21 protein-coding genes are annotated in these 25,582 nt (G+C 39.7%); 19 read left to right on the top strand and 2 right to left on the bottom strand.

Annotated elements, in window-relative coordinates; all coding sequences use genetic code 11:
• The first annotated feature begins 1 nt into the window (after position 1).
• From JBW_RS15830 to JBW_RS25790, 3 genes are read left to right on the top strand one after another with little or no spacing between them, the layout of a single operon-like run.
• Positions 2-1,684, top strand: a complete 1,683-nt coding sequence (locus JBW_RS15830; RefSeq protein ID WP_007958206.1) for an ABC transporter permease — start codon at positions 2-4, stop codon at positions 1,682-1,684.
• A complete protein-coding gene (locus JBW_RS15825) occupies positions 1,681-2,781 on the top strand; it encodes an ABC transporter ATP-binding protein (RefSeq protein ID WP_007958205.1) in 1,101 nt (366 codons plus the stop codon). The genes JBW_RS15830 and JBW_RS15825 overlap by 4 nt, the downstream gene beginning before the upstream one ends.
• A gap of 17 nt (positions 2,782-2,798) precedes the next feature.
• Complete coding sequence (locus JBW_RS25790; protein WP_007958204.1) at positions 2,799-3,812, top strand: hypothetical protein; 1,014 nt, start codon at positions 2,799-2,801, stop codon at positions 3,810-3,812.
• A gap of 82 nt (positions 3,813-3,894) precedes the next feature.
• On the opposite strand, the gene JBW_RS15815 is transcribed toward JBW_RS25790, so the two are convergent.
• On the bottom strand, positions 3,895-4,659 hold the full coding sequence (locus tag JBW_RS15815) for a DeoR/GlpR family DNA-binding transcription regulator (protein WP_007958203.1): 765 nt from the start codon (positions 4,657-4,659) through the stop codon (positions 3,895-3,897).
• A gap of 261 nt (positions 4,660-4,920) precedes the next feature.
• Here JBW_RS15815 and JBW_RS15810 point away from each other — a divergent pair, with 261 nt between their 5' ends.
• The 7 genes from JBW_RS15810 to JBW_RS15780 all read left to right on the top strand — a co-directional run bounded on the left by JBW_RS15810 (position 4,921) and on the right by JBW_RS15780 (position 12,416).
• Positions 4,921-5,673, top strand: coding sequence for an ABC transporter ATP-binding protein (locus JBW_RS15810; RefSeq protein ID WP_007958202.1), 753 nt, complete (start codon positions 4,921-4,923; stop codon positions 5,671-5,673).
• Entirely contained in the window at positions 5,666-7,300 is a 1,635-nt protein-coding gene (locus JBW_RS15805) for an ABC transporter permease subunit (RefSeq protein WP_007958201.1), read from the top strand. The genes JBW_RS15810 and JBW_RS15805 overlap by 8 nt, the downstream gene beginning before the upstream one ends.
• Positions 7,301-7,346: 46 nt before the next feature.
• The gene (locus JBW_RS15800) at positions 7,347-8,336 is read left to right on the top strand and encodes an extracellular solute-binding protein (protein WP_007958200.1); all 990 of its coding nucleotides are present in this window, start codon (positions 7,347-7,349) and stop codon (positions 8,334-8,336) included.
• Positions 8,337-8,367: 31 nt separating this feature from the next.
• Positions 8,368-9,453: a 2-aminoethylphosphonate--pyruvate transaminase gene (phnW, locus tag JBW_RS15795; RefSeq protein WP_007958199.1), complete on the top strand. Its 1,086-nt coding sequence runs from the start codon at positions 8,368-8,370 to the stop codon at positions 9,451-9,453.
• Between the two features lie 4 nt (positions 9,454-9,457).
• Complete coding sequence (gene phnX / locus JBW_RS15790) at positions 9,458-10,273, top strand: phosphonoacetaldehyde hydrolase (RefSeq protein WP_007958197.1); 816 nt, start codon at positions 9,458-9,460, stop codon at positions 10,271-10,273.
• Entirely contained in the window at positions 10,263-11,615 is a 1,353-nt protein-coding gene (locus tag JBW_RS15785; protein WP_007958194.1) for an aspartate aminotransferase family protein, read from the top strand. The genes phnX and JBW_RS15785 overlap by 11 nt, the downstream gene beginning before the upstream one ends.
• A gap of 156 nt (positions 11,616-11,771) precedes the next feature.
• Positions 11,772-12,416: a hypothetical protein gene (locus JBW_RS15780; RefSeq protein ID WP_007958192.1), complete on the top strand. Its 645-nt coding sequence runs from the start codon at positions 11,772-11,774 to the stop codon at positions 12,414-12,416.
• Positions 12,417-12,909: 493 nt separating this feature from the next.
• On the opposite strand, the gene JBW_RS15775 is transcribed toward JBW_RS15780, so the two are convergent.
• The gene (locus JBW_RS15775; protein WP_007958185.1) at positions 12,910-13,752 is read right to left on the bottom strand and encodes a serine hydrolase; all 843 of its coding nucleotides are present in this window, start codon (positions 13,750-13,752) and stop codon (positions 12,910-12,912) included.
• A gap of 331 nt (positions 13,753-14,083) precedes the next feature.
• Between JBW_RS15775 and JBW_RS15770 the strand changes: the two genes are divergently transcribed.
• The 9 genes from JBW_RS15770 (at position 14,084) to JBW_RS15730 (ending at position 25,290) form a co-directional block, all read left to right on the top strand.
• Positions 14,084-15,043: a phosphoglycerate dehydrogenase gene (locus JBW_RS15770; RefSeq protein WP_007958183.1), complete on the top strand. Its 960-nt coding sequence runs from the start codon at positions 14,084-14,086 to the stop codon at positions 15,041-15,043.
• Positions 15,044-15,068: 25 nt separating this feature from the next.
• On the top strand, positions 15,069-15,725 hold the full coding sequence (locus JBW_RS15765) for a bifunctional 2-keto-4-hydroxyglutarate aldolase/2-keto-3-deoxy-6-phosphogluconate aldolase (protein ID WP_007958181.1): 657 nt from the start codon (positions 15,069-15,071) through the stop codon (positions 15,723-15,725).
• A gap of 29 nt (positions 15,726-15,754) precedes the next feature.
• A complete protein-coding gene (locus JBW_RS15760; RefSeq protein ID WP_007958179.1) occupies positions 15,755-16,192 on the top strand; it encodes a PTS sugar transporter subunit IIA in 438 nt (145 codons plus the stop codon).
• 61 nt (positions 16,193-16,253) lie between these two features.
• Positions 16,254-16,745: a PTS system mannose/fructose/N-acetylgalactosamine-transporter subunit IIB gene (locus JBW_RS15755; RefSeq protein ID WP_007958177.1), complete on the top strand. Its 492-nt coding sequence runs from the start codon at positions 16,254-16,256 to the stop codon at positions 16,743-16,745.
• Between the two features lie 24 nt (positions 16,746-16,769).
• Positions 16,770-17,531, top strand: coding sequence for a PTS mannose/fructose/sorbose/N-acetylgalactosamine transporter subunit IIC (locus tag JBW_RS15750; RefSeq protein WP_007958167.1), 762 nt, complete (start codon positions 16,770-16,772; stop codon positions 17,529-17,531).
• Positions 17,531-18,361 carry a PTS system mannose/fructose/sorbose family transporter subunit IID gene (locus tag JBW_RS15745; protein ID WP_007958157.1) on the top strand — a complete coding sequence of 277 codons (831 nt, stop codon included), beginning with the start codon at positions 17,531-17,533 and terminating at the stop codon, positions 18,359-18,361. Before JBW_RS15750 ends, JBW_RS15745 begins: the two co-directional genes overlap by 1 nt.
• Before the next feature lie 51 nt (positions 18,362-18,412).
• Positions 18,413-19,468 carry an Ldh family oxidoreductase gene (locus JBW_RS15740; protein WP_007958154.1) on the top strand — a complete coding sequence of 352 codons (1,056 nt, stop codon included), beginning with the start codon at positions 18,413-18,415 and terminating at the stop codon, positions 19,466-19,468.
• A gap of 159 nt (positions 19,469-19,627) precedes the next feature.
• Entirely contained in the window at positions 19,628-22,438 is a 2,811-nt protein-coding gene (locus JBW_RS15735) for a sigma 54-interacting transcriptional regulator (protein WP_007958152.1), read from the top strand.
• Between the two features lie 269 nt (positions 22,439-22,707).
• Positions 22,708-25,290 carry a hypothetical protein gene (locus JBW_RS15730; protein WP_007958150.1) on the top strand — a complete coding sequence of 861 codons (2,583 nt, stop codon included), beginning with the start codon at positions 22,708-22,710 and terminating at the stop codon, positions 25,288-25,290.
• The last annotated feature ends 292 nt before the right edge of the window (positions 25,291-25,582 follow it).

Below are 25,582 nucleotides of genomic sequence, written 5' to 3'. Positions count from 1 at the left end.
TATGAAACGCATCAAATCATGGTGGCTGCCCATATTACCGATCCTTTTAATCATCTATCCCCTGTGGAATTTGGTGGCTGTTTCCTTGGGAGTATCTACTGTGCAGCAAGAAATCTCATTAGCTGCGTATGGTCAGTTGCTCCAAGATCCACAATTGCCGACTGTAATCAAAAATACCTTGTATATCGCAGTTGTTTCCACACTCGCTTCCTTATTTATGGGCGTCGTGGCTGCCATACTTACGGAAAAAACAGATATACCGGGACGCCAGGGCTGGCGTCTTGTTTTTATCCTTCCAGTGCTTTTGCCCTCTTATGTAATTTCCATTGCCTGGCAGCACTGGGCGGGTCCTGTCGGTTTGGTAAACGACTGGTTACAGAATTTGTTTGATCTGACAATGTGGGATTTAGCGGGCATTAATGAAATTGTCATTGTAATGGCTATTTCTCATATGCCGATTGCTTATTTGCTGGTACGATCTGCTCTTACTGCAATTCCGGCACAATTGGAAGATGCTGCTCGCATTGCAGGTGCCCGACCCGTTAAAGTGTTCACCTCTGTAGTCTTACCATTAACGGTGCCGGCTTTGGCCAATGCTGCCTTATTATGTTTTGCAAGTGCCCTGGATAATTTCGGTATTCCTGCTTTTATCGGTATACCTTCTGGTATTACAGTTCTTAGTACGCTGATTTATCAAAAAGTCGTTGGTCTGGGAGGCGGTCAGTTTGAACAGGCGGCGGCTCTGGCAGTAGTAACAGGGCTGCTATCCATGATACCTGTATATTTTCAGGGCAAGATTTTTCATGGACCCAAATATTCCCGGGAAGAAGGGAGCCGAGAAAAAAGAATATACCCTATGGGCATTTGGAAATGGTTATTGGTTTTGTTCGTAAGCATATGGCAGGGGATAACCGTTGTAGGACCTTGTCTGGCAATGCTGTTATTGTCTCTGGCACCTGCCTATGGCGTTTCCTTGACCTTAAGCAATCTTACCTTTGCTCATTACATTTCCTTGTGGACGGATACACCAGTGGTGGCTGCAGGTCTGAAAAACAGTCTGTTGTTAGCCCTAATATCTACGGCTGCAGTTTTATTGCTTGCCTGGTCCTTGGCACGAAGGATCGTACTTGCCCCATCACGCCTGGTGACTTTTTTGGATGGTATTGCCGCTATACCTTACTGTCTGCCGGGAATGGTAGTAGGGTTAGCCGTACTGCTGACTTGGATTCATCCTATTCCCGGCACCTCCTTTAGCCTGTATGGCGGTATGGTAATTTTGCTCTTGGCCTATATACCCCGATTTTATACTTTCGGCATCCGGACCTGGACCACGGCATGGGCACGGTTTTCTTTGGCATTGGAAGAGGCGGGGCATGTTGCAGGGGCTGGGCCCATGACGGTAACCCGTCGGATTACGTTGCCAATTTTTCGTGAAGAGGCATTTGGCGGTGGAGCTCTTATTTTTTTGTTAGCTTTTACCGAGTTGACCCTTTCTTCGTTATTAGCTGGCTCTCAGTTTCCTACATTGGGGGTTATTGTTTTCAGCATGGAAGCAGCAGGACGTGCTCTGGAAAGTGCGGCATTAGGTACGTTGTTGACGTTGCTGACACTGGGGTTATCGGCAGGCGTCTGCAAATATTTGCTTGACGAAAAAAATTCGGAAGAAAAGGAGAAAAAGGCGTGAATGCAGATTTGCGAGAGCGGCAACAAGCATTAGAGATACGAAATCTGGCAGTACATTACGGCAACTCGTCACATTGGGTTTTGCAGGACTTTGACCTTACTGTCAGACCAGGTGAGTTTGTTGTGATAATTGGACCAAGCGGTTGCGGAAAAAGTACATTGCTAAGACTGATTGCCGGTTTTACCCAATTGCAGCAAGGAGAAATCATCATTGGAAAAAGAGTGGCGGCAACTGCTGGCGGAGTGTGTATACCTCCCGAAAAAAGAGATGTGGGTTTCGTTTTTCAATCCTATGCCTTATGGCCCCATATGACGGTCAAAGCCAATATTGCCTTCCCGCTGGAGCAAAGGCGGTTTACTGCCGTACAAAGAGAGCAGCGAGTGGATGAAGTAATTATGAAATTCGGGTTGAGGGAATATCAGCATCGACATCCAGCAGAACTGTCGGGAGGACAACGGCAGCGGGTGGCGCTGGCCCGGGCTCTGGTCGGACAGCCTGCTTTATTGCTAATGGACGAACCGTTATCCAGCCTGGATGTAGCTTTGCGTAAAAAGATTCAGGATGAATTGTTGATTATGCACAGGGAATGGCAGCCGACAGTTCTTTATGTTACCCATGACCAAGATGAGGCAGTAAAACTGGCTGACCGTCTTATTGTGCTGCATGAGGGAAAAATCCAGCAGGCAGGAACACCATATGACATCTTCCATTCTCCCAATAATCCCTTTGTAGCGAATTTTTTTGGCGAAGTCAATGAATTAAGTGGCAGTGTAGTTGAAAATCAAGGAAATGGGTACAGCCGTATAAGAATTGGTGATCATACATTCATTTTGACACGCATACAATCCTCTTTAGACTGCGGGGAAAGGGTTAGGGTATTCATTCGTCCCTCATGGGTGGAACTACAAGAACGAGAAGATGTGTCCAATGCGCGCATTACAGGCAGTCGGTTTATGGGAGCCTATACGGATTATTTATTAGAATGGCAGGGCATACCTTTGCAGGTATCCACTCAGATCTCCATCTCCAAAAGAGTGGGTGACAGCATATTTGTACAGGTGAAAGATGCCTGGAGTATAAAAGAAGATGAAATATAAATGTGAGGAGAGTGCTTATGACTTTGTCACTGGCAAAGTGCCAAGCTATGCTGCCACTGGATATGGCAAAAGCATCAGCGATTGTCCAGGACAGTTATCATTATCTGCTGGAGACAGCTGAGAAGATTGAAAAGGAGTATTTGCGTCAACGTGTTTTAGCGGTTTTGCATAACCCAGCGCCCAGCTTTCTCAGTGCACTGGATGAGAGGGACAAAGCTAGCATACGTATGATGTTGATAAATAAAAAACTGATAGAAGAAGAGGTAAGCACAGCGTTGCTATTTCCGCCATGCGAAAATCCTCAAATAGCACCTCAGCCCTTTTGGTGTGCGCCCGGCAGCAGCTATTTCAGGCACCATGCTTATCCTGGAGGATTGGCTGTACACACCGCTTTGAATCTTAGCATATCATTGAGCTTCTGCGATGGTTATAAAAAGATATATCACTGCCTGCCTGACCGAGACCTTGTGGTTGCGGGACAAATTCTGCATGATTTTCAAAAGCCATGGATTCTGCAATGGTGCCCTGACGGAAGCTGCACACCGCAGCCAGTATTGGCGGGAACCGCAATGCATCATATTTTTGGCTTGGCGGAAGCGATGTTTCGCGGCTTTGAGCCGGAGATCGTGATTGCTCAAGCTTGCGCCCATCTTCCTCCTGGTACGGCTCCTTCTGTTAAACAAATAGCGCTCTGGTTGGCGATAGCCTGTCACATCGCGGGCAAGGAGCCGGCAGCTTACGGAGTCGGTAAAAAAGGACTGCTCAGATTATTGCCTCCCGTTGAATGGTTTATTGTATACCAAGGGGATCAAAATTGGGTAGTAAGTATGCAGGCTGCTACCGAGGTGATTGCCGCCATGCAGCGATATGCCCGTGAGGTGTACGGGATGGAAGAAAGTGAGCTAAATACCTGGAAATTTAATGCACTGCGTAATTATGTTTTTTCACAAGTTACGGTACTGAAACTGTACGAAATACTATCTGGAAAAGGATATGAGGAGTTTCAGCGCTGTGTGCAGGCTTTAGATTAAGAAATGAAAAAAATATGCACAAGTGGCTTGTATATATTTAAAGGCTCAACATCCGCTTGTTGAGCCTTTTTGGTGCAAAGAGTTAATTTTCTGCCAAGACCAGTATAGTTGCTGTTTTCTTAAAAGTGCTTGCCACATTTTTACTTAAGTATGAGTCGGTAATAATATAGTTGATTTTATGCAGTGGCGCTATGCTTATGGTGACATCTCTATCAAATTTGCTGCTGTCTGCTGCCACAAATAATTCTTTTGATCGTTCGATAATTATTTTTCTGGTAACTGCTTCTTGCATATTGAAATCGGAAACTCCATTTTCTGCGGTGATACCTCCGGCACAAATAAAACTTTTTTGAATGTTTAGTTGTGAAAAGTTGAAGATGTAATCATAGGTAACAACAGAACGTTCATTATGTCTTATTTTTCCTCCGATTATAATAATCTCAAAATCAGTATCCATTAACTCATTCACCACAGGAATGGAGTTGGTAATGATGGTGAGATTTTTTTTATCCATAAGGTATTTGGCAATATGATATGTCGTGGAACCGCTATCGATAAAGATACAGTCTCCATCATTAATAAATTCACAGCATTTCTTTCCAATCGATTCCTTTTGCAATAAATTATGAATCATTCTGCTTTCCATAGTCGGCTCAGAAAAGATAGAATTTTTGAGTTTCGCCCCACCATATACTTTTTGAATGCTACCTTGCTTTTCTAAAATACCTAAGTCTCTTCGTACAGTTTCGATGGAGATGTTAAATTCGGTAATAAATTCGGGAATGGTAACAACATCTTTTGTTGCTAACAGATCTAAAATTTTTTTTTGTCTTTCACTTGGTAACATGAATATCATCCTTATCAAAGTTAATATGTTAACATAGACAAAGTATAACGCAAGACATGACAATGTTCAAGGATGAATTGATTTAAATATAATAAGTTAGTCATAATATTATGTTTATATAGTGAAAATATAGTAATAAAGTTATCAAAAATGACGATGTTTTAACTAGATCTTAATATGTTCATAACATATGTATGGTTAAAGACATGTATAGTAAAGAGGCAAGCAGCATTTGGTTTAAACATATAGGGGGTGAATTTTTTGTTAGTATTAAAAAACGTACGGAAACAATTTGATGGCAAAGTAGTGCTAAATGGAATTGATGTCGAAATTGCCAATGGTGAGATTGTTTCTATGTTAGGACCTAGCGGAAGTGGTAAAACTACATTGCTTAATATAATATTGGGTTTGACACCAATGGACAGCGGCACAATCATTTTTAATGACAAAGACATAAGCAAAGTATCAATGAAAGAGCGCGGCTTTAATATTGTTTTTCAAGATTATGCGCTTTTTCCCAATCTTAATGCTTATAAAAATATTATTTATGGAGTAAAAAATAGGCCTGATTTAATAAGCAAGGAGGAACTTGATGGACTAATTGATTTTTTAGAGTTAGAGCCTCATTTGTCCAAACAGATTAGTCAGCTATCCGGTGGGCAAAAGCAGAGGGTAGCACTTGCTCGTACTTTAGCTACGAAGCCTAAAATACTTCTCTTGGATGAGCCTTTAAGTGCTCTTGATGGCGTCATAAAGGAAACCATTAAGGACAGAATTAAAGCCATTACAAGAGAGTATCATTTGACCACTATCATTGTAACCCACGACCCAGAAGAAGCTCTGACCATGTCGGATAAAGTATTAATTATTGATCAAGGAAAAGTTTCGCAATTTGGCACACCTAAACAGGTAATTCATCAGCCTCAAAATAACTTTGTGGAGGAGTTTATCTTGCGTCAACTAAGAATAAAAAGGGATAACATTTATAATTTATTTGAAGGCTGCCATGCGTAAAGAAAGACTAGAAACACAACTTATTTATATAACAGTTGCAATATTCTTTGCTGTCTTTCTCTTCGCTCCTTTATTTATACTGCTGATGAACTCTGTTAGAACGGGGCATGGCATAGGTATTTCCAATTATATTTCTGTAATTTGTGATAAAGATATTTTAATTGCAATCAAAAATAGTATATATGTTTCAGCGCTTACGGCATTAATATCAACCATTTTGGCCTTTATTCTTGCCTACGCCGTAAACTGTACAAAGATATATAAAGCGCTAAAAGAAATTATAAAAGTTGGAATAGTATTGCCGATGCTGCTGCCAACGATTACTTATGGCTTTGCCATTATATACTCTTTTGGGAAACAAGGCTTATTAACACAGCTTTTTGGTAGAGAACTATTCTCGATTTATGGCTTTAATGGACTTTTAATGGGATATGTTATTTATACCTTACCCTCAGCATTTTTGCTGATTAATAATTCTTTCGGCTATATTGATAAAAAATTCATTATTGTTTCTACTCTAATGGGGGATGGATTTTTTAGAAGTTTTACAAATACAATCCTCCGCCCATTGGTCGGTACTTTAGGAGGCGCATTTGTGATCGCTTTCATTTTAAGCTTCACTGATTTTGGAATACCTGCCTCGGTGGGAGGGACCTATAGTGTTGTTGCAACTCAGTTATATCAGGTGATGTTAGGTGCCATTCCAAACTTTAATAGTGGCTCAGCAATAGCCATGATCATGCTTATGCCAGCAATATTTGGAGTGCTGTTTTTAAATTATCTTGAAAGATTCAATTTTCATTATGATAAGTTTACGAATATAGGGATTGTTAAGAATAGGATGCGTGATATTTATTTAGCCAGTATTTCCATGACAACAATCCTTAGTATTATACTAATCTTTCTAGTTATGTTCATAACCCCATTTGTAAAAAATTTCCCCTATGATATGAGTTTTACCACTAGCTTTTTTAAAGATACTCTTTTTTCTACATCAATAATGGATGTATACCACAACTCATTATTCGTTGCTATCGCTTCTGCCTTGCTTGGAACCATTATTTCTTATAGTGCGGCCATCATAAATGTTCGTACTCCGATTAGTAAACAAGTGAAATTGAGCATTGATGTGTTCTCCATGATAACGAATACTGTACCAGGGATGGTTTTAGGACTAGCGTATTTGCTGCTGTTTAATAGCAGTGATCTAAAAGGTACCTTTGCTATAATCATCATTTGCAATATAGTACACTTCTTTACGACCCCTTATCTTATGGCGAAGAATTCCCTTGCCAAAATGAACCCATCTTGGGAGATTACAGGAGAGTTAATGGGTGACACTTGGATCAAGACGATCATTAGGGTTATTATTCCGAATTCCATATCGACACTGGTGGAGATGTTTGGCTACTATTTTATAAATGCTATGGTTACCATTAGTGCGATTATTTTTCTAGTAACTGCACGAACTTCGGTTGTCACTAGCAAAATAAAAGAGCTTCAGCATTTTGCAAATTTTAATGAAATATTTGTCTTATCAATCCTTATTTTTCTAACCAATATAGGTATGAAAATTTTTAGTGTATTTTTGCATAAAAAGCTATCATTCACTAACCAACGTGGATGAAATAATAAATAAAAAAGAACTGTAATAAAAAGGGAGAGATCGTATTATGAAAAAAAAAGTTAAGAATCTTACTCTATGCTTCATCTTAGCTTCGATGTTAATTGGCTTGGTAGGGTGCGCAAGTAACAATAGCCCACAAAAAGTAGTTATCTATACTAATGCAGATAAAGAAGCGGTACAAGCCATGCAAAATAGCCTTAATACTGCAGGATATGAAGGAAAATATGTGCTGCAAAGCATGGGTACATCTGAACTTGGTGGCAAGCTTATGGCTGAAGGTGACAAAATTGAAGCCAATTTAGTAACAATGAGTTCTTACTTTGTAGAAAGTGCTCAACAAAAGCATAAAATGTTTGCTGATTTGAATTTTGAAACGAAAGCACTTGAAAAGTATCCAGCATATTATACTCCGATGCTAGCAAATACAGGCGCCATATTTATTAATACCCAGGTTATAAAGGATAAAGGGTTAGCTATGCCAAAATCAATAAAAGATTTAACTAAGGATGAATATAAAGGGCTAGTTTCCATTCCTAACATAATGAATTCTTCCACGGCATGGCTTTTGATCCAGGCGATTATCAGCGAATATGGAGAAGTGGAAGGTAAAGTAGTACTTAATAAATTGATTCAAAATTGTGGTCCTCATATTGAGACTTCCGGTTCAGGTCCAATTAAAAAGGTAAGAGTGGGAGAAGTTGCAGTAGGATTTGGACTGCGTCATCAAGCCGTTGCTGATAAGGCTGCTGGAAAGCCGATCGATTATATTGATCCAATAGAGGGGAATTACACACTTACAGAATCCATTGCAGTCGTTAAAAAGGCAGATACAGCTACTACGAAGCTTGCTATGGACATGGCAAAGGTGATTATTCAAAAAGCCAGACCTGAATTAATTAAGGATTATCCTGTAGCCCTATATCAGGGTGAAATCGTAACGGATGTAAATAAGGCTGGCAATCCAAAGATCTTCGCGAAACCATTGACAGTAGAACTTCTTGAAGCTCATCAGGAGTTTTTCAAAGCTGCAAAATAGATAATAGAAAGAAATGGAGGGGGAAAGTTAGATGATAGGTTATAAACTTTTAACCCCGGGGCCTTTGACAACGACAAGTGGCGTTAAAAAAGAAATGCTCTTTGACCGCTGTACCTGGGATGAGGAATATAAAAACATAACACAAAAGATTCGAGGTCAACTTCTTGAGATAGCATCAGTATCGCCGAATGTATATACTACAGTGCTGATGCAGGGGAGTGGAAGTTTCGGCGTAGAAGCTGTATTAATGACATGCATCAGTAAGGAAGAGAAATGCCTTATAATTACTAACGGTGCTTATGGAGAAAGAATGGTAGCTATGGCAAAATGCATTGGTACGAATCATGTTGTTCATCGTGTTCAATATGATATGATTCCTGATGCTAATGACATAAAAAATATTCTTGAAAATGATATGGGTATTACCCATATCGCAATGGTTCACTGCGAAACAACAACGGGCATCCTAAATCCGATTCAAGATATAGCTGATATTTCTAAAGCGTATGGTAAAACTTTAATTGTTGATGCTATGAGTAGTTTTGGCGGAATTGAAATGAATGTTCAGGATTTAGGTATTGATTATCTAATAAGCAGTGCAAACAAATGCATTCAGGGGGTGCCAGGCTTTTGTTTCGTAGTGGCTAAACTCGAAGAACTTTTAAAGTGCCAAGGTAACGCAAGAAGTTTATCCTTAGATTTATATGATCAATGGAAACATATGGATAAGGATGGCAAGTGGCGCTATACCTCGCCAACCCAAGTAGTTGCCGCTTTTTCAAAGGCTCTTGATGAATTAGCAGAAGAAGGAGGCGTCTTCGCACGGAATAAGCGTTATGAAAGAAACAATAGACTTTTGCGAGCAAAACTTAAAAGTATTGGTATTGTTCCATATATAGGAGAAGCGTTTCAATCTCCTATCATCACTACATTTCGATTTCCAACAGCGGATTTTAAATTTAACACGTTTTATCATCATGTTAAAGAAAGAGGCTTTGTTTTATACCCTGGTAAGCTGACAGATGTAGATACTTTCCGCATTGGTAATATTGGTGAAATATACGAGCAGGATATTCTGCAGCTATGCGATATAATCAAAGGATATGTGAGGGCATAGATTGATGAGTAAAATAGAGGGCATTATATTGGACTGGGCTGGAACTACAGTTGATTTTGGCTGCTTTGCACCTGTTAATGTATTTATTAAGGTTTTTAAAGCTGCAGATGTAGAAGTAACTATTGATGAAGCGAGAGTTCCAATGGGCATGCTTAAAAGAGACCATATTAAGGCTATGCTGGAAATGCCAAGAATTAGCGGAATATGGGAAGAGAAATATGGTAGATGTTTTACTGAACAGGATATTGATGAGCTATATGTAAGCTTTGAATCGTTGCTTCTTGCGTCTCTTGCAGAATATACAAGACCTCTGCCTAAGGTAGTAGAAACAGTACAGAAACTCAGGGAAAAGGGGCTGAAAATTGGCTCAACAACAGGTTATACGGACTCTATGATGAAGATAGTAGCTGCAGGTGCAAAAGAAAAAGGTTATGAACCTGATTTTTGGATTACACCTGATTCTACAAATTCCTATGGAAGGCCCTATCCATATATGATATTTAGAAATATGGAGGCTTTGCAACTGTCTGTACCATGGAAAGTGGTTAAAGTTGGCGATACGGCGGCGGATATTGAAGAAGGATTGAATGCTGGAGTGTGGTCTGTAGGAGTAGTTGTCGGGAGTTCTCAGATGGGGCTCAGCTATGATGAATTTGAAAGGTTAACGGAGGCAGAAAAAAGACAAGTCATTATAAATACAGAGCAAACATTTTTAACCTATGGTGCAGATTTTACCATAGAGACCATGAACGAACTTCCTCAATTAATTGCAAGAATTAATACACTCCTCGGACAAGGAAAAAGACCAAATGCCAAATAAAACTGAAATAAACAGAGAAGGCGATGTTAATTCTAGCCAGCAAAGAAAAAACTGGATTAAGGCTCTTGATGAAAAAAGCATAGGGGTATTAAAAGCTGATGAAGATGTATTTATAAAACAATCCATGTCCACACCTTGCATGAATGTGATTGTAGATGCAGAAGGATGTTATATAACCGATATGAATGGGAAAAAGTATCTTGATTTTCATGGAAACAGTATCCATCAGGTTGGCTATAAGAATCCGTATGTAATGGAAGCGGTTAAGAAACAGTTAGATAAACTGCCCTTCATACCTAGAAGATATACATCTGACATAGTCATAACAGCAGCTAAAGCATTGATTGATAAAACGATATCAAAAGATTATAAGGTTTTATTTACCCCGTCAGGCAGTGCTGCTGTAGGAATTGCTCTTAAAATGGCCCGTAAAATTACAGGTAGACATAAAGTGATATCCATGTGGGAATCCTTTCATGGGGCTGGGCTGGATTCTATTTCTGTGGGGGGAGAGGCGATTTTCAGGCAGGATATGGGACCTCTTATGCCTGGATGCATACGAGCAATACCATATAATGCGTATCGAAATCTTATGAATAGTTCTTGTCCACAAACGGTTGCGAAGTTTTCTTTGGATTATATTGAATATATTATCAAAAATGAAGGCGATATCGGTGCAGTCATACTAGAGCCGATTCGAGCAACCGATACCCATATTCCTCCTACTATATATTTTCAAAGGCTGCGAGAAATTTGTGACCAAAACGGCATACTGCTAATTTTCGATGAAATTCCAACAGCCCTTGGTAGAAGTGGGATGTTTTATGTGCACCCAAATTTTGCTGTTGAGCCAGACATGCTTGTACTGGGAAAAGGACTTGGTGGGGCAGTCATACCACAAGCTGCAATCCTCATTAAATCCAAATATGATAATGCTCAGGATATCTCACTTGGTCATTACACTCATGAAAAACCCGCAGTGGGATGTGCGGCAATCTGTGCTGTCATTCAATATATTGATGAGCATAAGCTGCTAGATCATTGTAAAAAACAATCGGAATTTGTCCTGCAATATTCAAAAAAACTCTATGATCAATATGACTGTATTGGAGATTATCGTATAGCTGGTCTTTTAATATCTTTTGAACTCGTGAAAGATCGATATTCAAAAGAAAAGCATGATGAGCTTGCTGAAAAGGTACTCTATTATTGCCTAGAACATGGACTATCCTTTAAGGTATCGTCTGGAAACTGTATTACGTGGCATCCACCGCTCATTGTAACAACAGAGCAGTTAAGTTTTGCTTTTCATATATTTGAGGAGGCAATTAAGCATTGTTAGCAGCATTCTTTGCTGCTATTTTTTTATTTGCAAGATAAATATAGTGACTTGCTAAATATACTATGAATAAGTAAGTGTTTCTGATAGCTTTTAGTATATAATATGAATACTAGCATCATTTGGGTTTTGCTAAGCCTAGTGAAGGGGGAATGAAAGATGGAAATCAAGCACCCTGAATGGTTACAGATAAAAACGGGTAACCTTATTTTATATGGTTACAATCAAGAGTGGTATAAGACTTCTTTTAAGAAGACGAGAGGCTGCGGACCTACAGCTGCTGCCATGCTGCTTTTGTATCTGAATAGACGTGAAGCTGGATCGTTGCCATACCAAAGCAACAGTATTTCCTCTATAACTCAAATATTGGAGGATGTGTGGAATTTTGTAACACCTGGGTGGCTGTTAGGGCTCAATAGCACTAGGAAATTCTGCAGGGGAGTAGAGGATCTTGCAGAGCATTATGAACTAAGTTGGCGGTGCCATGAACTTAGCCTTTCTGCATTTAAGTTTAAGCGGGCATCACTTTCTCAAGTAATAAAATTCTTAAACGAAGGCCTCGCTTCTGATTGTCCTATTGCATTTTTGAATTTGCAAAAAGGACGAGTGACATCCTTAGAGAGCTGGCATTGGATTGTGCTTGTGTCTTTGTCTTATAAAGAAAGTGAGAATCGTTATCTGGCTACTTGTTATGACGGAGGTCGTTTACTTACTTTTGATTTGGGTCTTTGGCTGGAAACCACTAGACTTGGAGGCGGGTTTGTATATGTAACCGTTGAAACGAGTCATAAAAAGCCGAAATAGCAGAATGATCCCTAGATTAATGCAGAATAGACAGGTATCTCATGAGATAGTAAGATATTTGATGAAAAACATAATATTTACATGTTTCAACTGTCGATGGAATGAAGTATGCCTGAATGTGATTGTATAAGCAACGTTGTAAAATGGTAGACTATGGTATAATGAACCTAGGTTTACGATAGAAAAGGAGATGTTCGATATGGGAGACAAAAGCCCAAAGAACAAGGAAAAAAAGAAGAAAAAGGCAGAAAAAAAGGCTGCTCCACCAATTCTAGCAAATAAATCTGAATAATTTTCTATATGAAGCGCAACCACTAGCTGGTTGTGTTTTTTTCTGCGATTGCGATGGTTACATAAAGTTAATAGACGAATAAAATATTATAAAAAATTATGGTAAGGAGAAATTTCATGTATCCACAATATCCCTGTTACAATAAATTTAAAAATCTTAAGATTAGCCATAGGTATACTGCTAGGTTGCCAAAAGTGAATCTTAAGGATTTGAGGACTGTAGTGCATTATAAATTTTAGCCGAAATATCAGCAATAAAATTACTGGCATAAGGCGGCTGCTGTTTGGTTGTAGTATAAAGACTGATTAAAATCACATTCTGTCCGTCGTCAATAATACCTACATCACATTGGACTCCCGGCAGCTCCCCAACCTTGTGCAGCACTTTTTTGCCTTGCAGGAATCTGGGAATTTCTTCTTGAAAGATGGTATTGCTCAACTCTTCTTTTAAAATGGATGAGAATTCTTTTCCAAGATAGGTCTCATTATAGATTGTTTCAAAAACTAGCGACATTTCATAAGGGGTTGTAACACTGTGATATCCATATTCCTTGAAAGCCTCACGGCTATGGATTCTAGTATTGACAAGATTTAGGTCGGTTAGCACACGAGTAAGTGCATCCGGTTGCTTTGCTTCGATAATATCCAAAAGTTCATAAAAGGCAGGATTATCGCTAACGATCATCATTTGTTTTATATTCTCATCATAGTGTTGCTTTTCGCTAACTGAAGCATTTGGATATAGATATTTATAGATGGCAATTGCAACGACTAATTTATGGGTGGATGCTGTGGGAAAGATCATATTTTGATTAAATTGAAGCGTTTGATTTGTTTTAAGGTTTCGTGCATATAGACCGATTTGGCCATTAAACTGTTTCAATTCGTTAATAAGCTGCAAAGATTCTTGTTCAGGTAATGGCTGGCTGGCAATCGGCGGCGGTGTTCCTACCTCTGGTTTTTCCTGAGGAGCGTTTAAAGTACCACAGGCACTGACCGAAAATAGTAATACCATGGAAAAAAGCATCAATATTGCCTTGTTCATTTTGTCAACTCCTAGAATGTAAAATATTTCTTTATATTTAAAAATTTGAAGAGTACTACTATAGGGGAGTATCCTCCGTTAAAGTGAAAAATATACTGGCAATGGTTGTTAATGGTGATATGTAATGAACCGAATACAGAAAATTAGAAAGTAGTGTAGTGGCAGTGCTACACTACTTTCTAATTTTCTGTAGTGAACGATGTAAAGTTGGGAGAGGAATCCGGGATGATGTGTAGTGGCATGAATATTGCATGATAATATAGCTGAATTCTAATTGTAGGGAAATATACTTCTCAAGAGATTAGATATTTCTAAAAAAGGAGTTGCTTGCATGAAGAAAAAAGTCCTGATAGGATCAAGAGAGCGTTCTCGCTCACTAGAGGCTATGAGAATTTTGAATGCACAAGGCTATGAACTGATATTAAACCCTCATGATCGTGCATTAACAGAGAACGAGCTCCTGGAGATGATTAAGGGAGTCGAGGGCATGATTGCGGGAAGTGAAAAAGTCACAGCAGCGGTAATTGCTGCAGGGGCTCCGACACTTAAGGTCATTGCGAAACAAGGCGTGGGATACAACACGATCAATGTGGATGCTGCTAAAGAACATGGCGTGGCGGTTACTATTACCCCAGGTGCCAACAGTAAGTCAGTAGCTGATTTGGCAATAGGGTTGATCATGGCAGTAGCTCGCCAAATTCCCCAGATGGATCTTTCCATACGAAATGGAGGCTGGTATCGTCATACTGGTGTTGAGCTGGGAGGAAAAGTTCTGGGCATCATTGGAATGGGTAATATCGGTGGGGAAGTAGCCAAACGTGCTTATGGTTTTGGTATGAAAATTCTTGCCTATGATGTGTACCCTAGACAAGAATTTATTGACAATTATGGTGTAACCTATTTGCCGCTAGATGAAGTATTTGCAAAGGCGGATTTTGTCTCCCTGCATGCACCTGCAATGGCACAGACTGCTGGTATGGTTAATATAGAGCGGCTTCGCAAGATGAAAAAAACCTCCTATATTATTAATACGGCTAGAGGAGAACTAATTGTCGAAGATGATTTGTATAAGGCACTAACTCAGGGATTAATTGCCGGAGCTGCTTTGGATGTGTTTGCTCAGGAACCGCCAAAAGAATCTCCTTTGATGGAACTAAAAAACGTAGTTTTTACATCTCATGCGGGTGCGTATACGAATGAAGCAATTGTGGGTGCTGGCGTCATGGCAGCAGAAGAAGTAGTACGAGTTTTATCCGGCTCTGAACCTAAATATTCAGTTGTCAAACCATAATATAAAAAATTAGGAGGAATTAACGATGAGTAAGAAGTTTGAAAATTTACGTAAAATAATTGATGGTGGTATTGTAGTTATTATTCGCAGTGATAATACAGAGGAAGCTCATAAAATTGCTGAAGCCTGCATTAAAGGCGGGGTTGGAGCAGTGGAAGTTACGATGAGTGTGCCTGGAGCATTAAAAATTATTGAATCTTTATCCCAAACGTATAAAAATGGTGAAGTCGTTATCGGCGCGGGAACTATTTTAGATGCGGAAACAGCAAGAGCGGCTATACTAGCTGGAGCTGAGCTTTTGGTTAGCCCTCATTTGAATGTTGATATGGTTAAAGTAAGCAATCGCTATCAGGCTATTTCCATCGTTGGTGCGATGACTCCTAAAGACGTGATGGAAACTCTGGAAGCTGGCGCTGATATGGTGAAGCTATTCCCTGCAGATTTCCTAGGAGTTCAGTATGTAAAAACCATCAAAGCACCGATTCCCCAAGCATCAATTGTCCCTACTGGTGGAGCAACGCCGCAAAATGTACATGAGTGGATTCATGCAGGCTGCGATGCGATCGGCGTAGGCAGTTACGTTACGAAAGCTCATAAAAAAGATGGTGACTATAACAAAGTTACACTAGCTGCCAGAGAGTTTGTTGAGGCAATTCAAAAGGCACGTCAACAAGGTAAGTAAGCAAATTGTAAGATAAGGAGGCGATTATAGTGTCAGATTCCAATAACGAATTGGAAGAACGTATCCCGGGTATCGTTATTGTGACTCATGGAAAATTTGGCGAAGAATTAGTTAAAAGTGCTGAAATGATCATGGGACCAATGGAAAGTGTAAGAGCATTGTCTCTGATGCCAGGCATGGAACCGGCTGATTTTATGGCTGAGATTAATCGGGTATTAGAGTCCATGGCAGAGGGATCTTTGCTGATTAGCGATTTATTTGGTGGTACTCCGGCTAATGTTTCAGCAGCTATTTCAACCACTAGAAATGTGAGTGCGGTTGCTGGCTTAAGTCTTGGTATGGTTATTGAAGCCGTAACTGCCCGGACGGGGCTGCGAGGGGAAGAGTTAGCAAAGGTCGTGATTCAGGCAGGACGCGATGGATGCCAAAACATCCTGGTTGAAGTGCAGGAATTGGATAGTTTGTGAGATCAATAATCGAAGCATTCCATTTGTAAAAAAATAAAACCCGTTAGGAAGGATGAAATATATGGCTAAACTTTCTTTAATTAGAATCGACTTTCGCCTGATTCATGGACAAGTAGTGGCGAAGTGGCTAAAATCAATTCAAGCCACTAAGATCATTGTTGTCAATAATACGTTGGCGAAGGACCCTGTGATGAGTAATATTTATAAAATGGCTACACCGGCTGACGTGAAATGCAGTGTAGTGGGTATTGACACGTTTATAGCAGCATGGAACAAAAATCAGCTGGGCGAAGGGAATGCATTGGTTTTATTTAAAGATGTTCACACCACACTTGAAGTTTGGAAAAAAGGCTTTCCTATTGAACAACTGCAAATCGGCGGACTGGGTGCAGGACCGGGGAGAAAAGCAGTTTATTTGAATATGACATTAAATCCAGAGGATGCTGCTATGCTAACGGAGATGAGCAGCGGAGGCGTAAATGTATTTTTCCAGGCGACTCCTGAAGACAAGCCGATGGAATACGAAAAAGTAATGGAAAGCGTAAGTTTTTAAAGTCGTAAATAAGGAGGAAAAATTATGATTCAAGCTGTTTTTGTAGGATTGCTGGCTTGGGCGCAATCTTCATCAAACCCTTTGGGGTGGTGGTTAATTAGAGAACCGCTGATGGCAGGGTTCTGGGTAGGACTGATCTATGGGAAACCAGTTGAAGGATTGATTATCGGAGCCGCAATCAATGTAGCCTTTTTAGGTTGGAACAGTACTGGGGGGGCCAACCCCTCGGATCTTTATTCAGCAGGATTATTGGGTACGGCAGTAGCCATACAAAGTAATATGAGTACGGAGCAGGCAGTTGTAGTGGCAGTTTCTATTGGAGTTATTGGTAATTATGCTTGGATTTTATTTATGTCCATCAATTCTATGCTGCCTTCTATACAGGATAAGTATGCAGAAAAAGGCGATGTTCGAGGTATTATGCTTATACAGGCGATACCTTCTCAGGCTGTCGTAATACTGGTAAGAGGAGTTCCTGCCTTTTTGGCGGCTTTTTATGGACCAACTGTTATTGACGGATTATTGGCTGCAGTGCCAGCCTGGGGGATCGCTGGATTCAACACCGTTGGTAAAGTACTGCCGGCTGTAGGGGTTGCCATGTTGTTGAAATATATGGCTCGTAAAGATTTACTGGTGTTTTTCGGCCTGGGCTTTGCAGTAAGTGCTTATATGGGTATGAATAATTTATTATTTGGGGCATTTATTGGTGCTGCTATGGGGTATATTTACATTTCATTGCAACCAAAAGAAGTAGTCGTTAATGCGAGAGAGGAGGATGAAATATAATGGCAGAGAAAGTAGAGACAGGAGTCAGTTTAACCCAAAAAGATATTGAAATGGCTACATTGCGCTGGTGGTTAATGAGTCATTTATCCTATAACTATCAAAGAATGCAGGCTGGAGGCTTTGCATCTATGATCGGTCCAATCATGAAAAAATTATATCCTGATAAACCAGAGGAAGTAATTGCTGGCTTAAAAAGGCATATGATGTTTTTCAATACGGAACCTCGCTGGGGAGCCGTTATTCATGGCATAACTATCGCACTGGAAGAGCAAAAAGCCAAAGGGGAGGATATCTCAGAAGAAACGATTATTGATTTAAAAAGTTCTTTGATGGGACCTCTGGCGGGAATTGGCGATACAATATCAGGGGCACTCTATAAGCCCGTATTACTAGGTATCTGCCTTGGGTGGGCATCTACTGGCAGCTTTTTGGGACCATTGGTTTTTGCAATCGGTATGCTGGGGTATGATTACACGATTACTCGCTTAAGCATCCGTAAAGGTTATCAACTGGGTACAACTGCAGTAACAACCATACTGGAAGGCGGATTATTTAAAAAATTAACAACTTTCTTCTCCATCATGGGTCTATTTGTATTGGGAATCATGGTTTGTAAGTTTATAACCGTTGATGTTGCTTTGCAAACGGTGGTAGCGGGTAAGAAAATTGTCTTTAAAGAATTATTTGATCAGATTGTGCCCAAAGCATTGCCTTTAGCCCTAACTATTGTCAGCTGGCGAGCAATTATGAAGGGGTATCGTGTTATTAACGTACTCTTATGCCTTTTTGCTTTTGCATTGATTGGCGGGGCATTAGGCATTATTAAATAAACTACTACCTTGCGGATTCATAATTGAGTAGAGTTAAGGGGAGATTATTGTATGAGCAGCGAGCAAAACATATTTTCTGTTAGTTCACTGCATCAATTTGTTGTACAGGTACTGGTGAAAGCTGGTGTGCCTATTGCAGACAGTGAAATTGTTGCTGACAATCTTTTAAAGGCTGATTTGTGGGGTGTTGGAACACACGGGATCAGCCGCTTCCCTCGATATCTTATGAGAATAAAGGATGGATCGATAAATTCTCAACCCGACATTACCATCAACAAACTTTGGCCTGCACTACTTGCCGTGGACGGTGATAATGGGCTGGGCTCGGTGGTTGCGGTCAAGGCGATGGAAGCGGCAATAAAAGCAGCAGACAGCTTTGGCTTGTGTGCTGTAGGCGTCAGAGGAAGCAATCATTTTGGAACGGCAGGATTTTATTGCGATTTGGCAGCTAAGCGGAATTACCTTGCCATTGTTTTCACAAATGCGTTATCGGCAATTCCCCCTTGGGGCGGCAAGGAAGCTTATCTGGGTACAAATCCTATTGCTATAGGGTTTCCCCGGTTAGAGAAAAATCCAGTCATAATTGATTTAGCCACCAGTATTGTTGCAAGAGGAAAAATTATTACGGCTGCAAAACAGGGGCTATCGATTCCTGAAGGCTGGGCATTGGATAAAGAAGGGCGTCCGACCACGAATGCCGAAGAAGCACTGCTAGGGATGATTTTGCCAATGGCTGGACCTAAAGGCTACGCATTAGCACTTGCTGTTGATCATTTAAGCGGCGTACTGACAGGAGCTGCTTTTGGCCAAGAAGTTGCATCCTATAGCGGTACACATAATCAGGCTGACGTTGGACATCTTATTATTGTGATAAAAATCGATGGGTTTATCAGCATGACCGACTATTATGAACGTACTGAAAAATTTTGTGAGGAAATCAAGGCTGTCGAAAAAGCTGCTGGTGTTGGTGAAATATATTTGCCGGGAGAACGAGAGCAGATTTTAGAACAAAGTCTCTTAGTAAAAGGAATTGAAATTCCTAACAAATTACTTGCGGAATTAAAGGACATTGCTCATGAGTATGGAGTGCCTTTGGTTGGGGCATAGGCTGCACGTATGAATGGTTGCCAATGGTTGATGTTAGCATTGATTGTTGGCAACCATTATTATAGTATTAGAAGAGAAATTGCAAAGAGATCGATCATCTGGGCCAAAGGAAAAAGAGCAGTGTCGTAATTTGCGTCTTTTAGGTAAGGAGTGAAAGTAATGGCTGCTAGAATGGATAGGGTGCTGGAATATGTGGAACGTATCACAAAAGAAGGTAGCGAAAAGGACAAATCAGCAGGTGTAAGTGCTGCTGCCGTCGCTGCGGAGCTAGAAATTCATCGCAGCGATGCCTCAGCAGATCTTAATAAATTATGTAAATTAGGCTATGTTGAAAAAAATGGTACACGACCAGTCATGTACGTTTCCATTAGGAATGGAAAAAATCAGGCTAAAGCGCAAGCCTCACCTCTAAAAAATTCAGAAAATAAGAATAATGATGCTGACCATGATATTCCTTTTTCAAATATCATTGGGAGTAAAGGCAGTATCAAGGCTCAAATTGAGCTGGCGAAAGCTGCTGTAGTATATCCGCCTAATGGTCTGCATACTTTGATTTGCGGTGAAAGTGGTGTCGGCAAAAGCTTAATGGCAGAAGCAATGTGGCGGTATGCAGCTCAAATATGGGCTCAAAGAGGGCAGGAGAATGAAAAGGTTCCTTTTGTTACCTTTAGTTGTGCTGATTATGCCGATAATTCACAACTGCTGCTTTCCCAACTCTTTGGGTATGTCAAAGGTGCTTTTACAGGTGCTAATGAAGAACACGAGGGGCTGGTGGATCGAGCAAGTGGAGGCATCCTATTTTTGGATGAGATACATAGGCTTCCTCCAGCCGGGCAGGAACTACTCTTTACATTAGTGGACAAAGGAATCTATCGGAGGCTTGGTGAGAGTCGAGAAGAGCGAAAAGCGCAAGTAATGCTGATCTGTGCAACTTCTGAGGACATTTCCAGTTCATTGTTGATGACATTTCGGCGTCGTATACCAGTACAAATTACCTTGCCTAGAATTAGCGAAAGACCCGTAAAAGAAAGAATTGCTTTAATTGTTCTTTTTGTAAAACAAGAGGCCATACGTTTAGATTTGCCAATCTGGATTTCAGGGGAAGCCTTACGTACCTTTACTTATTATAATTGTCCAGCTAATATTGGTGAATTGCGCAATGATTTGCAGTTATGTTGTGCAAGAAGCTATTTATCTTATTTGGCGTCAGCAGTGGATAAGCTAACCATTGATACGAATGTGATACCACAAAGGATATTTTCCATGGTCAGGCATCAAGAGGTGATTGATGCTTCCATTAATAAACTCTTTAAGGATGGTCTTGCTGTTGAACCTGGAGGGCAGCCTTTAACTCAAAACTTATCCAATAATTATGATTTGCCCATTGACCTTTACAGTTTTATTGATAAGAAAATTGCCAGTCATCGGCAGATGCAAATGTCGGATGAAGATGTTGAACATCAGGTTGGAAAAGATTTAGAAAAATATTTTGAATCAGTTGTCCAGGCATTTTTCAAGCCTGAACATTCCGATATGCCAATCAGTATTATTCAACAAAATTTTTGGGAAGCTGCAAATTTGCTTTTAAATGATGCGGCAGGTAAGATGAATCGGAAATATGGAAGAAAGACATTAGTCGCCTTAGCACTGCACTTGCAGCAATTTAAGGAACGGGTTGTATCAGGGCGCGTCGTTTATAATCCCAATCTTAAAGCCATCAAAGCAGAGCATGGGCAGGCATATAGCATAGTACAGGATAATGCTGCTGTTTTAACAAGAAAGCTCGGTATCACGATGTCTCCTGATGAGATTGGTTTTATTGCCATGTTTTTAATTCATGGCTCTGATGATATCGCCACATCCAGAATCGGTTTGATTATTGTGGCTCATGGGCGGGGAACTGCGCAAAATATGGCGGAAGTAGCCAATAATTTATTAGGTACAGATCACGTGAAATCCTATGATATTCCCTTAAATAAAAGTAATGCAAAAACGGTGGAAGAATTACAAGAGGTTGTATTAAAGGCCAATGAAGGTCGTGGAGTTATTATACTGGTGGATATGGGTTTCTTAGTTACAATGGAGAATATGCTTGCCAAAGCGACTCGTGTTCCCCTAAGAATTATTCCCAATGTTACTACTGCATTGGTCTTGGAAGCGGGAAGGAGAGTATTAACAACCGATGATAATCTAGAGCAGGCAGTATCTAATATTTATACCTCATATGATGAATATACTTTGACCTTAAGGCAGAAAAGACAGTCTCAAGTTGATGGCAAAGACGGTAAAGGAATTATTTTAGTTACTTGCTCTAGCGGTGAAGGAGTAGCCAAAAAAATTAAAGAAATATTGCTTGACAATATTCCGGAAACTCACAATATGAACTTTATTACGGCGGGGGCCATGAGTGACATACAAGGGATGGCTGCAGAGGTTGGAGAGAATCTGCGAATTGCTATTGGCAGTATTGATCCAAGGTTAGAAGCGATACCTTTTATTCATGTCAGTGAATTATTTTCACAAGATGGCATTAATCGTATCTGTGCCTTGCTAAAGTTGGACTTAATAGAAGAAGAAAATCAGATAAGTCTAGATGAATATGCAAAGGGTGAGGCATATTCATTAGTTGCTGGACAACTTAATAAATTTGTAAAGACATTATCGGTAGATCAAGTCAAAGCTTGTTGTGAAGAGTTAGTTGAAAAAATTGAACATTACTTTTTCAATGGAAAAATATCACAAGATGCCATTGTCCGTATTTATTTGCATGCTGCCTGCATGTTTGACCGTATTCATGCTGGTGAAGCATTGCAGCCTCCGGATTGGAGTGAACAGATTAAAAGCGAGAGACAGACAGATTTTCAGCAATTAAAAAGTATCGTAGATTATGCTGCAATCAGTCTGAGGGTAGAGGTGCCTGATTCTGAAACCTGCTATTTTCTAAGTACACTTCCTGTTAGAAATAAATAGCATTATAAGCGGCAAGAAGAATAAGTAAAACCTGAAGCATGTTTGAAGGAAAAGATATGGATGTTGAATGCTGCATATGTGATTTGGACATGAATTATATCGTAAAAGATAAAAGACACTATTTGCTGATTTGAGCAAATAGTGTCTTTTATGTAAGCGAAATAAGTGGATACTCTATAATAATTAACATATAATGTGTTTATCGGATGTTTAAGTCCTTCTATACGCCCAGCTAAGGGTAGAAAAATAACTTGCAAGGAGTAATGACTATGCAATGTAATAATTTTAAAATTGTTATATCTGGAGATATATGCATAAACTCTCTTTATTGGACCACAGATCCTCAAAATAATAAAGGGCTGAATTGGCAAAATAGTTTAAACATACATAGTGTTTTAATGCCAGGCGAAGCACTGTTATTAGCAAAGTTAGTAACATTAGCAACAGGATCTTGTGTATTATCTCCTCACATACAAGATCTTGAATCGATTGCATCAAAGGAATATCTTAGAGCAATGGCAGAAGTAGAACTGTTTCCTATGTTTGGTAATAAAAAGAATAATGATAAAGTGTACAGAGTAAAACGTCTCCTTGGTTTTGCAGGACCGGTTTCTGGCGAACCTAAATTGCTGCCAATTGCAAATGATGACGCAAATGCTGAGATGGTTATCATTGATGATGAAAATAACGGATATCATTCGAATGAAGAATTTTGGCCCCTAGCCTTAAAAATGCCTGATAAGACACCAATTATTTTATATAAAATGAGTAATCCTATCAATACAACTCTTCTTTGGAAAAATCTCGAGAAGAATCATATGGATAAAACGATCGTTATTATCAATAGTGATGATTTACGCTCAAAAGGGGTTAACATTAGCAGAAGCCTTTCCTGGGAAAGGACTGCACAGGATTTCGTGTGGCAGATTAACAATAGTCCGAACCTTGCTTTTCTGACGCAATGTCGTCACCTTGTCGTTCTTTTTGGGCTCGAAGGCGCCATTTATTATAAAAATGAGGGTGTACCTGAATCGTGTTTATATTTTTTGCCTTACGAGTTTGAGGGAGAATTTATTACGGATAGTCAAGGAAAAATGTCTGGTTTTACTTCATGCTTTGTGTCTGGAATTGCACGCAGTATTGTTATGGGACATGAGAATAACGAAGATCTAGCGGCATCAATAGGTGAAGGGATACGGGAAGGAATTGTTGCTGCGCAGAAATACTTTATCGAAGGGTTTGGTAAAAATATCGGAGTTGCTCCCTTTCCTAATCCTGACATCTTCTTAGAAGGCGAAGATGACTTTATTTATAAAGAACATGTACAAGATGTAGTCATACGGCTTGCAGACAATGTCAGCTGCCAATCTTGCTGGTATATACTCAAAGATAACAGCTCAACCAACTTGGCGGAAATTGCATATAACATTGTTAAAAATGGTGTACAACATGCGCTTAAATTTATACCAATTGCCCAGTTTGGAAATTTACAAACTGTGGATAGGGGAGAAATCGAAAGTTACAGAAGTATTAAGAACCTAATGACGGAGTATATTTCTACAGCCAATGCACCTCGTCCGTTGTGTATGGCAGTCTTTGGAACTCCCGGGTCAGGAAAGTCCTTTGGCGTAACAGAAATCGCCTCCAGTATTGCACCTAGGCTCATTAAGAAACTGAATTTTAATCTATCCCAACTAAGCACTTCCCTAGAGTTAATTAATGCCTTTCACAAGGTAAGAGATGTGTGTTTGGAAGGTAAGCTTCCCCTCGTATTTTTTGATGAATTTGATTCTCCTTTTGGAGAAAAACTGGGCTGGCTAAAATACTTTTTAGCACCTATGCAGGATGGTGTGTTTAGGGAAGGGGACTCTCTTCATTCGATTGGTAAAGCGATCTTTGTATTTGCTGGCGGCACAAGCAGTACCCTGCAAGACTTTTGTGGCGAAGATATTGAAGATGAACAGGAACGTAAACGCTTTTTGCTAGAATTCAAAGGGGCAAAGGGGCCGGATTTCTTAAGCCGCTTAAGAGGTTATGTCAATATATTGGGGCCCAATCAGACCAATCAGCACACCGATCAATTGTTCATTATTCGCCGGGCGATGTTGCTGCGTGCCCTGTTAGAGAGAAAAGTACCTCACCTTATCAAAGATAAAGGTGAAGCCCAAATTGATAATGGAGTATTGCGGGCAATGCTTAAAATTCCAAGATATAAACATGAATCAAGATCTATGGAAGCCATACTGGAAATGAGTCTGCTCACCAATGCAAAAAAGTGGGAACAATCATACTTGCCTTCCCAAGAGCAACTGAAATTACATGTTGATGAAGAGGAATTTCTACGCCACTTGATGCATGATACTTTTTTTAGTGAGAAAATTGAAAGTCTAGCAATTGCCATTCATGAAAAATATAGAGAAATCAATAATCATAATACAAATATAGATTCTGAATTACTAAAAAAATGGGAAGATCTTGACGAAGATCTTAAAGAATCTGCTCGCAATCAGGCAAGAAATATTCCCAATGCTTTGCTGACGATTAACTATGATGTTATTTCTGTTAAGGAAACTCCACCTATTGTAGAATTTACACAAAGAGAATTGGATATGCTTGTTGCATATGAACATACTCATTGGTGTCGCTATCGTAAAGGGGCTGGTTGGAAAAAGGGAAATGTGAAAGACAAGACGAAAAAAACAGATCCAACCATTGTCAATTGGAATAGTCTGCCCAAGGAGAATCAATATAAAATTTACCAAATGGTAACGATTTGGCCGGAAATCCTGGCAAATGCAAATTTTAAGATGGAACGACTTAAATTTTTATGTGATTGTGAGACGGAAATGTAATCTGTTAAGATAAATAGTATATTTCACTGTATAGAGAAATTTGCTTATAGATTTCCAATATCACATACTTTTTATTTAAGAAGATACAATTCAAAAGTCCCCATGCATTTAAAATCGATTAGAAACGATTCTAGATGTATGGGGCTTTTTTTAGAGTATCTAGATATTTTTTTTGCATTGGTGTCTTTGCAGCTGTATTGACATAAATAAAGACGATAGATTACAATGAGGTGAAGAAGACTTAAACTGGACGACTGACTGATTTTACCTGAATTGAGTAATTAGTAGGTAT

It is taken from the genome of Pelosinus fermentans JBW45 (genome assembly GCF_000271665.2).
In the GTDB taxonomy this organism is placed as follows: Bacteria; Bacillota; Negativicutes; order DSM-13327; family DSM-13327; genus Pelosinus; species Pelosinus baikalensis.
This window is presented reverse-complemented; position numbering and strand designations above follow the sequence as displayed.